This window comes from Hymenobacter cyanobacteriorum (genome assembly GCF_022631375.1).
Classification (GTDB): domain Bacteria; phylum Bacteroidota; class Bacteroidia; order Cytophagales; family Hymenobacteraceae; genus Hymenobacter; species Hymenobacter cyanobacteriorum.
Map to the genome: position 1 here is coordinate 766,727 of NZ_JALBGC010000001.1, position 14,465 is coordinate 781,191.

Annotated in this window: 6 protein-coding genes and 2 tRNA genes; all 8 read right to left on the reverse strand. The window is 63.0% G+C overall.

Annotated features, from left to right (window positions below; all coding sequences use genetic code 11):
* Positions 1 to 73: 73 nt before the first annotated feature.
* The 8 genes from MON38_RS03275 to MON38_RS03310 all read right to left on the reverse strand — a co-directional run bounded on the left by MON38_RS03275 (position 74) and on the right by MON38_RS03310 (position 14,461).
* The gene (locus tag MON38_RS03275; RefSeq protein ID WP_241934700.1) at positions 74 to 2,725 is read right to left on the reverse strand and encodes a pectinesterase family protein; all 2,652 of its coding nucleotides are present in this window, start codon (positions 2,723 to 2,725) and stop codon (positions 74 to 76) included.
* Between the two features lie 308 nt (positions 2,726 to 3,033).
* Positions 3,034 to 7,152: a beta strand repeat-containing protein gene (locus MON38_RS03280; protein WP_241934701.1), complete on the reverse strand. Its 4,119-nt coding sequence runs from the start codon at positions 7,150 to 7,152 to the stop codon at positions 3,034 to 3,036.
* Between the two features lie 246 nt (positions 7,153 to 7,398).
* Positions 7,399 to 8,664 (reverse strand): zinc dependent phospholipase C family protein, encoded by a 1,266-nt coding sequence (locus MON38_RS03285; protein ID WP_241934702.1) that lies wholly within the window; start codon positions 8,662 to 8,664, stop codon positions 7,399 to 7,401.
* A gap of 165 nt (positions 8,665 to 8,829) precedes the next feature.
* Positions 8,830 to 12,288 (reverse strand): T9SS type A sorting domain-containing protein, encoded by a 3,459-nt coding sequence (locus tag MON38_RS03290; RefSeq protein ID WP_241934703.1) that lies wholly within the window; start codon positions 12,286 to 12,288, stop codon positions 8,830 to 8,832.
* 229 nt (positions 12,289 to 12,517) lie between these two features.
* Positions 12,518 to 12,602, reverse strand: a tRNA-Ser gene (locus tag MON38_RS03295).
* A 76-nt stretch (positions 12,603 to 12,678) separates the two neighbouring features.
* Positions 12,679 to 12,765 (reverse strand) — tRNA-Ser (locus tag MON38_RS03300).
* Positions 12,766 to 12,876: 111 nt separating this feature from the next.
* Positions 12,877 to 13,869, reverse strand: coding sequence for a YihY/virulence factor BrkB family protein (locus MON38_RS03305; RefSeq protein ID WP_241934704.1), 993 nt, complete (start codon positions 13,867 to 13,869; stop codon positions 12,877 to 12,879).
* A gap of 100 nt (positions 13,870 to 13,969) precedes the next feature.
* Positions 13,970 to 14,461: an acyl-CoA thioesterase gene (locus MON38_RS03310; RefSeq protein ID WP_338423745.1), complete on the reverse strand. Its 492-nt coding sequence runs from the start codon at positions 14,459 to 14,461 to the stop codon at positions 13,970 to 13,972.
* Positions 14,462 to 14,465: the final 4 nt, after the last annotated feature.

The following is a 14,465-nucleotide window of genomic DNA, read 5'->3' on the forward strand; positions in this document are numbered from 1 at the left end:
ACCCGCCTCCAAACTCCACAAAAAAGCCCGTCGCTTTTGGCAACGGGCTTTTTTGTGGAGTTTGGAGGGCACTTTACTGCACCATCACCTTGCGCGCCACCAGCACGCCGCCCATGTCGAGGCGCAGGGTGTAGATGCCGGGAGCCAGCCCGCGCACATCAAATTCGCCTTCGGCCGACTGGCCAGCGGCCGCGCTCAGCGAGCGGCGCTGCACCACCTGGCCCAGCGCATTGAGCAGCGTGGCCGGCACCGTAGCTGCACCACTCGCCGCCGGCAGCTGCACCCGGAAAGCGCCTGAGGCCGGGTTCGGGAACAGCTGCACCTGCGCGGCCAGCGTCCGGCTGGCCGTGGTAGCGGTGGCAGTGCTGGCATCGCCCTTGAAACGCAGATTCTTCAGCAGCGCGTAGCGCGGCGTACCGGTACTGCCGGTGGCGAAATACAGGCGCACGCTCAGCGTTTTGCCAGCCGCCACCGATACGCCGCCGCTGGGGTTGGTGGTGCTGGGGCCGCTCAGCGCCACGCGGTAAAGCGTCACGTTGCCGTTCACCTGGTTCAGCAGCGGAAACGACTTATTGAAGTTGCCGCTGGCCGTGAGGGCCTGCGCGCCGCCAGGGCCGGTTACGCTGGTGATTTCGGTGGAGTCGGCCGGAGCCGTGAAGCCGTTCAACGAGTACACCACAGCCATTTTGGTGCCCGAGCTGGTGTTGTAGAAGCCCGCATTGAACAGCACCGAATCGACGCGCACGGCGCTGCCGCCGGCGGGCACGCTCAGCGTGAACTGCTCGTAGTACATGCGGTTCAGGTTGCCACCTACCGAGCTCCAGGTACCGTCGCCGTTGGCAGTGGGCCCGAAGGCCTGGCCGTAGAGGTTGGAGTAAGCCGGCGCTGCAGCCAGCGTAGTACCATTGGATACGTACAGACGCTTGAGTGTAGGCGTCGTGGCTGTCACGCGGCTGCTGCGGGCCTGGGCGCTGTCGGCATTGTTCACGCGCAGTGGCCAGTATTCCAATACGTTCGATGTGGTGGTAGGCGCCACAATGGCCGTGCCGCTCAGGGCCACGCGCACGGTGGTGGCGTTGGTGCTGGTGAGGGTGAGGTTGCCGGTGTAGGAGCCGGCCGTGGCAGCGTTCAGCCGCACGTAGACCGGCGTGCTGGCCACCGCACCGGTGGTGGGCGTCAGGCTCACGGTGCTGGCGTAGGTGCCGCCCGAAGTCAGCGAAACCTGGTAACTGGTGGGGGCCGTCACGGTCACGGTGCCGGCCAAATCGGTGCCCGACACAGCCACGCTCTGGGCCGGCGAGGGCGTGCCCAGCTGCTGCGTGAAGCTGCCCACGCTGCCACCCGCCGCCACCGTGGGCGCGCTGCTGATGGTGGCGGTATCGGAAGAAATCTGAGCCGCGGCGGCGCTGCCGCGCACGAAGTATTTCGACAGGCTGCCCGACGCCGGAATGGCTTCCGAATACGAGTAATTGAACACCGTGTCGCTGGGCTCGGTCTGGGTGGCGACTACCGCGAACGCGCCCAGCGCGGCGGGCGGCGTGGCCGTGGCGCGATATACGCTCAGCACGTCGCCGGCAATGGGGAAGCTGGTGTTCCAGGTAAAGGCCGAAGTCGTAGCGCCTTTCGTGCCTTTGAAGTTGTTGACGATAACCGAGCGCACAAAGGGCGTGGCGCAGTCAATCAGCGCGCAGGGGTCCCAGCTGCCCAGGATATTGGCCTTGGTGTAAGTGGCGGCTTCGGCCGCCGTGAGTTGCGACGAGGGCTGCACGGGCGTCAGGCCCTGGCCCGAGAGCACGCGGCTACTCACTTTGATGGCCTTGCCATTGAAGTGCGTGTTCTGGTATTCAACAAAATACGAGTCGCGGATGGTGGCCGTGCCCGCCGAGCTGGTCGGCGCCCAGCCCTCGTCCAGAATCAGCGGCGTGCTCAGGTTGCAGTTCAGGAAAGCCGCTTTGGGGTTGGCCTGCCAGGGGCGGCCAAGGTCGTAGGCGGTGCCACCGGCCACCGAGTGCCCGGTCACGTTGCAGCTCTTGAACACGAAGCCGAACGCCTGCCCGGCCGGCGTGTTGGGCACGGCGATGAAGGAAGTGGAGGTCGTGGCCTTGTTCTTCGCGTAGATGTTGCAGCTCTCGAACAAAGCGGCGGCGCTACCGAAAATGAAATCCGTGTTGCCCTCAATGTAGCAGTTTAGAAAGTACTGGTGCGGCGTGCCGCTGCCTTTCAGGTACATGGTATCCTGGTTGCCGAGGAAGCGGCAGTTGCGGAAGGCAGCCCGGTCGGCATTCACCAGAATGGCCACGGCCTGCCCGCCCGAGGAAGCCTCGCCGAACGAGTTTTCAAACGTCAGGTTCAGCGCCGAAAAGTCGGTGGCGTTGATGGTGACCGAAGCCGAGTTCTGGGTGCCCAGCGCTACCCCGCCCACCAGCGTGCCGGCCGAGTTGTTGTAGGTGAGCACGGTGTTGCCCACGCTCTCGCCCACCAGCTGGATGAAGGGCTTGGTGGCGGGCACGTTCACTACTTCCTTGTAGCGGCCGTTTTTGATGAAGATGGTGAAAACGGCCGTGCGGCCGGCCGGCGCCGCGTCGATGGCGGCCTGCACGGTGGTGTAGTTGCCGGTGCCGTCTTTGGCCACCGTGAGGTCGTAGGCGAATAGCCGGGAGGTGCAAGCCAGTAGCAGCAGCAGGGCACTGACGAGGCTCAGGCGTTGGGTAACGGGTTGGTTCATGGAATGGAAAACAGCGTGGGAATTAGACCGGAATGCCCCTTGGGCCGAAGAAAGGTACACTGACCTTCAAGCCCTTCCGGCCGTCAAAACCCGACTAAATCTGCGCAATCGTTGCCGGGAACGATGCCAGCCCATCCGTAGTAAATCCGCCACCGGCGGCAACGCCACTAGTCGGCTTCAATTGCTCCAACGGCTCCCCTACCCGCTGCCCCTCCGGCTTTCCGGGCGGCGGGGCCCGACACAAAAAAACCCGCTGCAGTAATGCAGCGGGCTCTTCTCGCAGGAGTGGGCGTTGCGGCCCGGCTTCGCTACTCAACCATCACCTTGCGCACCACGGGCGTGCCGTTCACGTTCAGGCGCAGGGTATATACCCCGGCGGCCAGGGCGCGCACGTCAAACTCGGTGTCGATGGCTTGGCCGGCTGCCGCGGTCAGCGTGCGGCTCAGCACGGTCTGGCCCAGGGCATTCAGCAGCGTGGCCTGCACGGCCGTTTTAGCAGCCAGAACCGGCAATTGTACCCGGAACGAGCCCGAAGTCGGGTTCGGAAACAGCTGGGTTTGGGCGCTCAGGGCCTGGGCGGCCGTGGTGGCCAGCGCCCCACTGGGGCGGAACTCCAGCGCAAAGCGGCCGGTGGCACTGGTGTTCGTCAGACTGAAGGTGTAAGCAGTGCCGGTCGTCAGCACCGTGCGGGTGTTATTCAGGGCGTCCACCAGCGTTACGGTGGTACCAGCCAGGTTGGCGAGTGCGTCGGCTTTCAGCGCGTAGCTGCCGGCTTGCGGGGCGGCTATGTTCAGGGGCACCAGCACCGTGGCGGCACCCAATGCGGGCAGGCCGTTGATGGCCAGGGCTTCGCCGCCGGCCAGCGAGGTCAGGTTCAGGCCGTGCGAGTTGTTCAGCTTGGTAGCGTCAAATTCCACATCCTTGCCCGCTGTGGCGCCGGCCTGGAAATACACGTAGGCTGCGTCGGCCACCGAAGCGCCCTGCAGCGTCATGGCCACTTGGGGGCGGGTGTCGGCGGTGCCACGGCCGAAGCTGGGCTGCGCATCGAAGGTGGTCACGCGGTTCGAGTTATCGAGGTTTACCTGGCCGGTGGTCTGGCCCGAGGCCACCCGCACGAAGTAGCCCTGGCTCGATACCACGATGGGTTGCGGGCTGTTGCTATTGCCGCCCACGCCGTTTACGCTGGCACGGTACGAGCCGCCGTACTGGCCGGCACTTTCAAACACGTAAATGGCGGCATCCATGCCGGGGCGCTGAGCGGGGGTCACCGTGCTCCAGTTGATGGGGCTCGGGTAGGGGTTGCCCAGCAAGTGCCAGCCGGCGGCTGGGTCGGTGCCGCGGCTCAGGTTGCCCGAAGGCACGGAGCCGTTGTTCAGCGTGCCCACAAAGTCAACCAGGGCCGTGTTGGGCGCGTTCACCGTGTAGCCTTTGCCCACCACCATCGGGTCGGCCAAGCTATTCGGCGAGAACCAGCCTTTGTCGAAGGCGCTGAAGTTCGACGTCACCGTCGCAATGCGGTCCTGGTTGTAGCCAAACACCGTCGGGAAGTTCGGGATAGTACCCGGCGTGGCGCTGCTGTTGTAAGCAGGGTTCGCCACCGGCGTGAAGTTAGTGGTGGCCAGGTCGGCGAAGGTAGTGCTGTTCACCGGGGCCGAATAATGGCGGTAGCCAACGGCATTGGCGCTGTTAATGTAGCGCTGCACCGTTGTTGCACCCACTACCACACCGCCTGCGTTCACCACGCCAGCCGTACCGGCAGCCGTCGAAAGTAAGGTAAACGTGTTACCCCCGGTAATCAGGTTGCCGGTTTGCAACTGCAGGCCTTGAGTCAGGCTCAGGGCTTGGCTCAGCGTCAGGCCGGCTGGGTTGGCTACGGCCACGGCCAGCACGGTGGTGGGCAGGCCTAGGCCCGTTACCTGGGCCGCGCTGCCATTATAGATGTAGTTGGCCAGCGGGCTGTAGCTGCGCGTGCCGGCCAGCAGAATAGCGCCGGTAGGTACCGGTGCGGGCGAAATACCAGCCCCATCGCAAATGATGAGCGTGCCGCCGGCCTGCAGGTCGAAGTTGCCGGTGCCGGTAATCGGCTGGCAATTTTGCGCCAGAATACCACCCGGTTGAATCTCCAGCTTGGTAGCGGCCGTGAGCGGGCCAACCACTGCGGCCACGCCCGTGCCGGTAATAAAGATGTTGTTGTAGTTGCCGGCAATCGGTGTGGGCGAAGCCAGCGTGCCGGTGCTTACCGTAAGGTCGCCCAGCGGGGCCGAGGTTACAGTGAAGTTGAAAGGAGCCGACGCGCCGCCGCCCGGTGCCGGGTTGGTCACAATTACCGGGTAGGTTCCCGTCACTGCGCCCGCGGGCAGGTTGACAGACAATTGGGTGCTTGAAAGGTAAGTAGCGCCAACCGGAAACCCGTTGAAAGTAACAGTCGAGGCGGGCAGGAAGCCCGTACCGTTGATAGTAAGCGTAAAAGCTCCCGTTCCTGCTGGCACCGAGCTGGGCGACAGGCTGGTGATGGTGGGCACTGGATTGTTAACCACGGCCGGGTTCACGGTGAAGGTGCTGGCCGCCGAAGTGCCGCCGCCGGGCGTGGGGTTGGTCACGGTCACGTTGTAGGTGCCGGCCGTGGCCTGGTCGCCCGCGGTCAGCTGGATGGTGAGCTGCGTGGCCGAAACGTAGGTGGTGGCGCGGTCCGTGCCGTTGAAGTTCACCACCGACGAGGCGATGAAGTTCGTGCCGGTCACCGTCAGCGTCTGAGCGGCTGCGCCGGCCGTGGCCGAGTTCGGAGACAGGCTGGTAATGGTGGGTGCCGGGTTGTTAACCACGGCCGGGCTCACGGTGAATGTTGCCGCTGCCGAAGTACCGCCACCGGGTGTGGGATTGGTCACAGTTACGTTGTAGCTGCCGGCGGTGGTTTGGTCGCCCGCCGTGAGTTGAATGGTGAGTTGTGTGGCCGAAACGTAGGTGGTAGTACGGTCCGTACCGTTGAAATTCACTACTGACGAGGCGATGAAGTTTGTGCCGTTCACCGTCAGCGTCTGGGCAGCTGCACCGGCCGTCACCGAGCTGGGCGAGAGGCTGCTGATGGTCGGGGCCGGGTTGTTGACCGTGAAGGTGCTGGCCGCCGAGGTGCCGCCGCCGGGCGTGGGGTTGGTCACGGTCACGTTGTAGGTGCCGGCCGTGGCCTGGTCGCCCGCGGTCAGCTGGATGGTGAGCTGCGTGGCCGAAACGTAGGTGGTGGCGCGGTCCGTGCCGTTGAAGTTCACCACCGACGAGGCGATGAAGTTCGTGCCGGTCACCGTCAGCGTCTGAGCGGCTGCGCCGGCCGTGGCCGAGCTGGGCGACAAGCTGGTGATAGTTGGGGCCGGGTTGTTGACCGGAGCAAAAGCAATGCCTCTAAAAGGAGCTGCCGTAGTAGTTGTAGCCGCAGTAGCCGTCAACGTCCCTGCGATGAGATTGTTAGCGTTGGCAGTGGGTTCATTATAGGAGTAAATCGTGGTGGGAGTCGTAATGTAAAGCTCCACATTTGCCCCGTTTACCCGTCCAGTTACATAGTTTAGCCCCAACGTACTGTTGAACTGGCCGCGGCTGGTCCAGGTTGTACCTGTGCGCGAGAACTTATAAATGCCTCCCGAGCCCCCGGTGGTCACAGTATTATCGACCAGGTAAGCCACATCGGGGTTGCCGTCGCCATCGATGTCAATGAAAGCTGTCGCGTTGGGCGAGGCAGTACCCCCGACACTGAGCAGACTGGTGGCGGTAGTGCCGGTAGCAGTCGGCAAACCTGTCCCTACTTGGTAAGTGCCCCGCGTCGCTCCCGAAGCGGTGGTGAAATACAGGTTGCCTCCTGCAATGTGAATCTGGCGCAGGTTGGTAACCGTGTTGCTAATTACAGTTGAACTGGTGGTACCTACTGGAGTGGCGTAGCGCACCCCATCCCCGCCCCCGGAGAGGTAGAACTGGGTACCATCACTCGAAACTACCGACCGGATGCTGTTGCTATTGAACGCGTCAGTCAGCGCCGTGCTGGTGTTCACGGTGCCATCGGCCGCCACCAGCGCCACCACTCGGTTTACCGTGGCAGCTGTGCCGGGCAAGGTGGCACTGGCTGAGGCGTCGTAGCCCCCGAGCGTGAGGAAACGGCCATCGGCCGAAAGGTTCAGCCCGCCTTCCGTGGCCGAACCCGCGTTTATGCGAAATTGCTTGTTGCTGCCACTCGCTGCGGTGGGCAATGCCACGCTGGTGCCCGCAACACCAGCAGTGGTGTATTCGGCCAGCGTTACGGTGCCTGGCCCCGAAGATGCATTGGCCCGTGCCACCACCAATCGCCCGCCGGTGAATTGCGCCCGCCCTGCCAACGGCAGCAGCAGCAACAGGCTCAGCAGCCGCATCCGGCGGAATGGCTGCCCCTTCTTGTAAAGTGTTTGCATAAGTGAGTGCTTGAAATTGGGAATAAAGTGTTGAGCGAATTGGAATGAAAACAAAAAAGAAAGCCGGCAAAATTATATCAAATTAAAATCTATATCACGATTTTAACAAGCAGTACTTTGGCGGCTTTAGCTTTTGGCTGCCAACAAGGTAACAAAAAAAAACAGGCCCGGCCAAGCGCAGGGGTTCCAATTGGCTTCAGGTGCTGCCAGCGGGGATGTGGGGCATTCGCCCCGGTACCCGGGAAGCTATTTCACGGCCCGCAGCTCGTTCAGCGCCTTAAGCGTTTCCTCCTGCTTGTGACGCTCCTTCTCCTCGCCCGAGGCGGGAGTTTTGGGCTGCGTCCCATAAAAAGCCAGAATGTTCTGGCGGGCCACCGGGGTCAGGTTCTCAAACTTCTTGTCGGCCAGTTTGCGCAGCCACTCGCCGTAGGTTTCGTCGGCCAGCGGGTATTCGCCGGCCTTGGTGGGGTGGCCGGTATCAAAGTCGGCGTTGGCCAGCTTCAGCGGCACAGCGGCGGTGTCGGCGGGCTGGCGGCTGATGTCGGCACAGTAAGCGGCCATGGTTTTCCGGAAGCTGGCCCGAAACAGCGTCTGCGCTTCGGGCGTGGGCAGCTTGAAGGCAAACGGCTTGAGCGGCCCGATTTTGGGCAGTATGCGGATGAAGTACGAAATGATGCGCGCCCCAAACCCGGGCTTCTTGTAGGAGTCGCCGTAGAGCTTACGAAATTCGCGGGGCCGCTCCTGCTTGAGATAGTCGCGCCGCCGCGCCCCGGGGCTGATTTTCAGAATATCCTTGCGCTTGGAGTGCCAGGCGGCGCGGGCGGCGGTCGGAATCAGCTGGCTCACGGCGAAGCGGAAGCTGGCAATGCTCAGGTCCACGTTCACGATGACCTGGCCCAGCTCCAGCCCGTAGGTTTTCAGAAAGGCCCGCTCCAGGGTGGCCTTGCTCACCTGGAAGCCGATTTTCTGGTGGTAGTCGGAGTTGCGGTACTTGCCGCTGGCCAGTTGCACCACGTCAAAGGCAAATTCCAGTTGCGTGTGCTGCTTGGGGGCCTGCTCGTAGGTGATGATGTCGCCAAACTTCGCTTTCAAATCCGGATACACCGAGGCCATGGCCTTGTTGGTGCCTTCGGGGTGGCCGTTGAGGTCGGCCTCGTAGTGAGCGAGGCTGCCCAGCGCAAAAGCGTAGTCGTTGCGGTCGCGGGCTTCGGCCAGCATGTTGCGCACGAAGTCGCCCGAACGCACGTAGTGCGTGAGGTTGGTGAACAACACCGAGCCGAAGGGATAATAGCCCATGTCCTGAATAATGGCTCCGCCGTAGGCATACGCCTTGGCATCGGCCAGCTGCTCGGGGGTCGAGCCGGGGTAGCGCTTCAGAATAGCTGGCACCAGGCAGCGCTCCCAGGTCGAGTCGATGTTGGCCTGGTGGGTGAGCACGGCGTAGGCGGCGGCGGGCCGGGCGGCCAACGCCAACACCAGGGCCAGCAGTACAATACTGTAAATCCGAAACATAGAAATGGAACAAGCAGAACGTTGCTGCCTGCAACGACAAACGGGGTTCTGCCGTTGCCGACGTGCCAGCATCGGCAGAACCCCGCCTGGCCGAAGTTGTTCGGCCCGCCCCTGCTTCTACAAATCAATCAACAATACCTCAACCCATTGCCTCGGCTTCGGTTCCTATTCGATGGCCAGGCGTAAGGCCTGATTTCCGGTTCGCACCACGTATACACCGTGCGCACGGGCCGGCAGCGCCAGCAGCGCCGCGCCGGTAGCATCGGTGGTGAAGGTCATCACGACCCGGCCCAGCAGGTCGAAGACCTTGCCGGCGGTGCGTGGAGCAGCGCCTACCAGCGTGGTGCTGTGGGCGGCCGGATTGGGGTATAGGGAAGCAGCATTGGTAGCGCTGGCATCGGGCCGCACCGCCAGCACGGTGTTGTCGGTGGCCACGCCCAGCACGGCCACTTGGTAGCCGCTGGCCGCGGCAAAGCTGGTGGGGCCGAAGGTGGCCGCAGGCGTGGCCATGCCGCCCATGTACACGTTGCGCCCGCTCACGGCCAGCGCATTGGCCTGGTCATTACCCGAGCCGCCGCCGCTGAGCAACCACGCCCAGGTGGGCGTGCCGCCGGCAGGGACGTCGCTGGCCCGGGCCACAAAGGCGTCGTAGTTGACGACAGTGCCCTGGCCGGGGTGGGCCAACGCCCCAAACTGCACGTTGGCGAAGCCGTTGGGGTCGCCGCTGATGGCGTAGTTCGCCGTGAGCCCCGTCACGTAAACGCCGCCATTGGCCAGGGCCAGCCCCAGCGCGTTGTCTTCGTACGAGCCGCCGGCTTCCAGGGCCCAGTCCCAATCCGTGGGCGCGGCTCCCGTGGGGCTGGCGTCGGTGAAGCGGGCCACGAATACATCGCCGTTGTTGCTAACGCCCGAGCCCGGCAAGGGGCGGGTTCCAAATTGCACGTTGGCGCCGCCGTTGGCATCGTTAGGAAAAACTCTGTTAATCACTTCGCCCGCCACATACACCTGGCTGCCATTGAGGGCCACCGCATTAGCCACATCGCTGCTTTCGCCGCCGGCCTGCAGGGCCCAGTCCCAATCGGCTGGGGTCGCAGCCGGACCGGCATCGGTGAGGCGCGCCACGAATATATCGGTGACGCCAATGCCCCCAATGCCGGGCAGCGGGTGGGTACCAAACTGCACATCCGACGAACCGTTGGGGTCACCGGCCCGCAGGGAATTGTCCACCGCACCCACCGCGTACACGGTATTGCCGCGCACGGCCAGCCCGTTGGCTTCGTCGGCCGCCAGGCCGCCGCCCTGCATGGCCCAGTCCCAGTTCGGAGCGGCCGAGTCGGTGATGCGCGCTACAAAAACGTCATCGAGGCCGTTGACCCCAATGCCGGGTAGTGGATGGGTGCCAAACTGCACGTTGTGGCCGCCATTGGCATCGCCAGCCACCACATAGTTCACCGTGCTGCCGGCCGCATACACCACGCCCCCGTTCACGGCCAGAGCGTTGGTCTGGTCGAGGCTGGTGCCGCCGCCCTGCAGCGCCCAGGCCCAGGTGGGCGCGGCCCCGGAGCCTGGGTCGGTGAGGCGGGCCACAAAGGCATCAGTGCCGTTGCCCGTACCAATGCCGGGCAGCTGGTACGCGCCAAACTGCACGCCGGCCGAGCCACCGGCCGCGCCGGCCTGAATGTTGTTCCCCACCGAGCCTCCCACGTACACGGCGTTGCCGCTCACGGCCAGGGCCAGGGCCTTGTCTTGGGCAGTGCCGCCGCCCTGGGCCACCCAGGCCCAGCTAGCCGAACTGGGCTCCCAACGCGCCACGAAAACGTCGGTGCCCCCAACGCATCCTATTTCAATGTTGCCAAACCGTACCTGCCCGTTGAAATAGCCGGCCACGTACACCTGGCCCGCACTGCCCACGGCGGTGGCCGTCACACTGGCCCGGCCGTCGAACGTGCGGGCCCAGCGCACTTTTTGCCAGGCCCCGCCGGCCGTACCGTTGTCGGCTACGCTGGCAATGGTCAGGTTCTGGTAAACGCTGCTGCCGGCCGGCGAGCCATCGGCGTTGCCGAAAATGGTGAGCCCCACGCTGGTGCCGCCCACGTACAGGCTGGTAGCGGTGGCCGCCACCGCGTTAGCCTTGCCATCGCCAAAGCTGTTGTCGGTCAGCGCCCAATCCCAGGCGGGTGTAATGCCCGCCGCCGTGTCCGTCACGCGGGCCACAAACGAGTCGTTGTTGGGGTTGCCGCTGGTCCCGCTGCCCGGAAAGTAAGTGGCCCCGAACCGCACGTTGGCTACCCCGCCCGGCAGGTTGAGGAAAGCATAGTTGCGCACAAACCCTACCACATACACGGCGTTGCCGCGCACGGCCACGCCGCTGGCCTGCTCGTCGTAGAACCCGCCGGCCTGCTGCGCCCAGTCCCAGTCGGTGGGCGCAGCCGTATCCGTCAGGCGCGCCACAAAAATATCCTGGCTGCTGCTCACGCTGAGGCCCGCCAGCGGCTGGCTGCCAAACTGCACATCGGCTACGCCATTGGGGTCGTTGGGAGCACTGGTCTGCGTGCCGTTCAGGCTGGCCCCTGCCACGTACAGACGATTACCGCTCAGGGCCAGGGCAGTGGCTTTGTCGGTGCTGCGGCCCCCGGCGGGCATTGCCCAGTTCCAGGCAGCTGGCTGTGCAGTAGCATCAGTGAGTTTGGCCACCAGTACATCGGCGTTGTTGCCAAAACCAGTGCCTGCCAGCGGCAGGCTGCCCAGCTGCACATTGGCAGCCCCGTTGGCATCACCAGCCACCGCATAGTTGGTGGTGAAGCCAGCCAGATATAGCGCCGCACCGTTCACAACCAGTGCATTAACGCCGTCTTCCTCCGTGCCGCCCCCATCCAGCACCCAATCCCAGGTGGTAGGCGCGGCGGCATCGGTCAGGCGGGCTACAAACAGGTCGCTGTTGATGGCCGTGCCCCGGCCCGCCAGCGGATTGGTTCCGAACTGCACATTGGCCGTGCCGTTGGCATCGCCGGTGGCGGCGGCGTTGCGCACCGCGCCCCCCACGTAAATGCGGCCGTTGCTCACGGCCACGGAAGTAGCCTGGTCTTCGTTGGTTCCACCGGCTTGCATGGCCCAATCCCAGTCGGTGGGCGGTGTGCCAGGGTCGGTAATGCGGGCCACGAACAGGTCGTTGTTATAGTTCGTGCCCGTGCCCGGCAGCGGGTGGGTACCAAACTGCACGTTGTAAGCGCCGTTGGCATCGCCGGCAATGGCATAGTTGGTGGTCGTGCCCGTCACGTAGAGCTTGTTGCCGCTCACGGCCAGGCCCAGGGCCTGTTCGCTGCTGGTGCCACCCGCGCCCAGCGCCCAAGCCCAGGTGCCTGAGTTGGGTTCCCAACGCGCCACAAACGCATCCTGACTGTTGCCCGGCGCCAGCACAGTTGCCCCGAAGCCCACCTGCCCCGTGATGTAGCCCGCCACATACACTTGGCCCGCATCGCCAATAGCCGTGGCCAATACCGTGGCGGTGCCGCTGGTGGTAGTCGAATTATTGGCCAGGGCGGCCTGCCAACTGGCGGCCGTCTGGGCATTGGATAAGCTACTCAGCCCCAGCGCGAAGAATAGGAATAGCGCAAATCGATTCATAACCAAGTAGAAATCAGGCATACAGACAATATGGTGCGAGGAATTAACCAGATGGCCTGCCCTTTAGCACACCATCTGTCCAGGCGCTCCCAGACACGGGCAAAGTTACGCTGCAGACGAACCAATAGCTTTGTTTACAGCATAATAGCTATATTATCAAAATCGTTTGCAACAACTAAAGCGCAATAAAAAAGCCCCGTTTCCAGGTCGGAAACGGGGCTTTTCTTTGTAGAGAGCGAGGGATTCGAACCCCCGGAGGTTTGACCCTCAACGGTTTTCAAGACCGCCGCAATCGACCACTCTGCCAGCTCTCTGGGTCAATTACTCTGGTGCGCCGAATGAAGTAACGAAACAAAAAAGGCTTTTTCCGGCGCAGAAAAAGCCTTTTTGTAGAGAAGGGGGGATTCGAACCCCCGATACCGTTGCCGGTATAACGGTTTTCGAAACCGTCGCATTCGACCACTCTGCCACCTCTCTAGAAGCTCCCCGAGTGATTGGGGAGTGCAAAAGTAAAAAGGAAACCGAAACGAAAAACGACCTCCGCGAAAAAACTTCCAACTTTTTGCTAGCAGCCTGAAAGCCAGCACCTCATTTTTCGACGCTGATAACGCGCTGGGCCCCCAGCTGCTCGCGCATCATCTGGCGGCGGCGGCCGGTGATGGCGTCCATGCTCACGTTCACCTCGAAGCCGATGATGAGCGTCATGCACACAAACTCCAGCCACACCATGAAGCCCACCAGCGCCCCGATGGAGCCGTAGAAGTGGTTGTAAGAGTCGAAAATGCGCACGTAGAGCGTGAACAGAAACGACACCAGAAAGATGAGCAGCGTGGCCACAATGGCCCCGGCCGACACCAGCGGCCATTTGTCGTGCACGGGCGGCACAAAGTAGTAAATCACGCAGGTCGTGCTCAGAAACAGCCCCACCAGCGAGCCGTAGCGGATGAGCGTGAGCACCAAATCGGTAAACCGTTCGGGCACAATTTCATAGAATACCAAGCCGTCAATCAGATAAGTACCGAAGAATATGCCCGCGATGGCCAGCAGTAGAATCAGGGCCAATACAAATGTCAGCCCGGTGGCAATCATGCGCTTGCGCAGGTAGCTGCGGTGCTTAAACCACGGGTATTTCTTCTCGAATGCATCGAGCAGGGCCATGATGCCGTTGGAGCTAAGCACCAGCGCCGTGCCGAAACCGAAGGAGAGCAAGCCGCCGTGCGGGATATTCACGATGTCCTCGATGGTGCTGGCGGTGGCCGCGTACAGCTCGCGGGGCATAAAATCGGCCAGGAACTGGAGGATGTCCACGTTCAGGTTCGGCACGGGGATGTACGGAATGAGCGTGAACAGGAAAATAATGGTCGGGAACAGCGCCACCGTGAGGTTGAAGGCCATGTAGGCGGCGCGCTTTTCCAGCGAGTCGAGCCGTAGCTCGTGCAGGATGCGGTCGAGAATGTCGTAGAGCGAGGCCCGGCCATTGCCCACGCGCAGGCGCTTCAGGCCCACAATCAGCCGCCGGTAGTGGCGCTGCTGGCGCACATCGGGCAGGCGGGCTCGGCGAATGGCGGCGGGGGCTTTCACAAGGAATGGTTGAGTTTTGAGGGTTGAATTTTGAATATTGAGGACTGAATGGCTTGGCTGACTGAATAACTCAACCCTCAACATTCAAAACTCAACCCTTTTACTTTCTGAACGCCGCCGGGGCGGGCGCATCGGGCAAAATAGCGCCGGGCTTGGGCAGCACCGGGCTTTCGAGGTCGTCGTCGCTAAAATACGGCGCCAGCTGCTGCTGGATGCTTTCGGGAATGGGTACGGGCCGGCCGGTGGTGGTTTTCACAAACACCATGAGCGTGTGGCCCTCGGTAAGCAGCTCATGGGCTTCGTTGTAAATCTCATACTCGAACAGCACCCGCGTGCCTTCGGGCGGCTGGCGCAGCAGCAGGCGCACGGTCAGCAGGTCGTCGTAGCGGGCCGGGCGACGAAAACGGGTGCGCAGCTCCCCTACCGGCATGCCCACGCCATCGGCCTCCAGCTCCTTGTAGCTGATGCCGAGCTTGCGAAACGCTTCGGTGCGCGCTACTTCAAAATACGCCGCGTAGTTGCCATGATAGACGTAGCCCATCTGGTCGGTTTCGGCGTAGCGCACGCGAATTTGGATGTCGGAGGTGTACATGGAA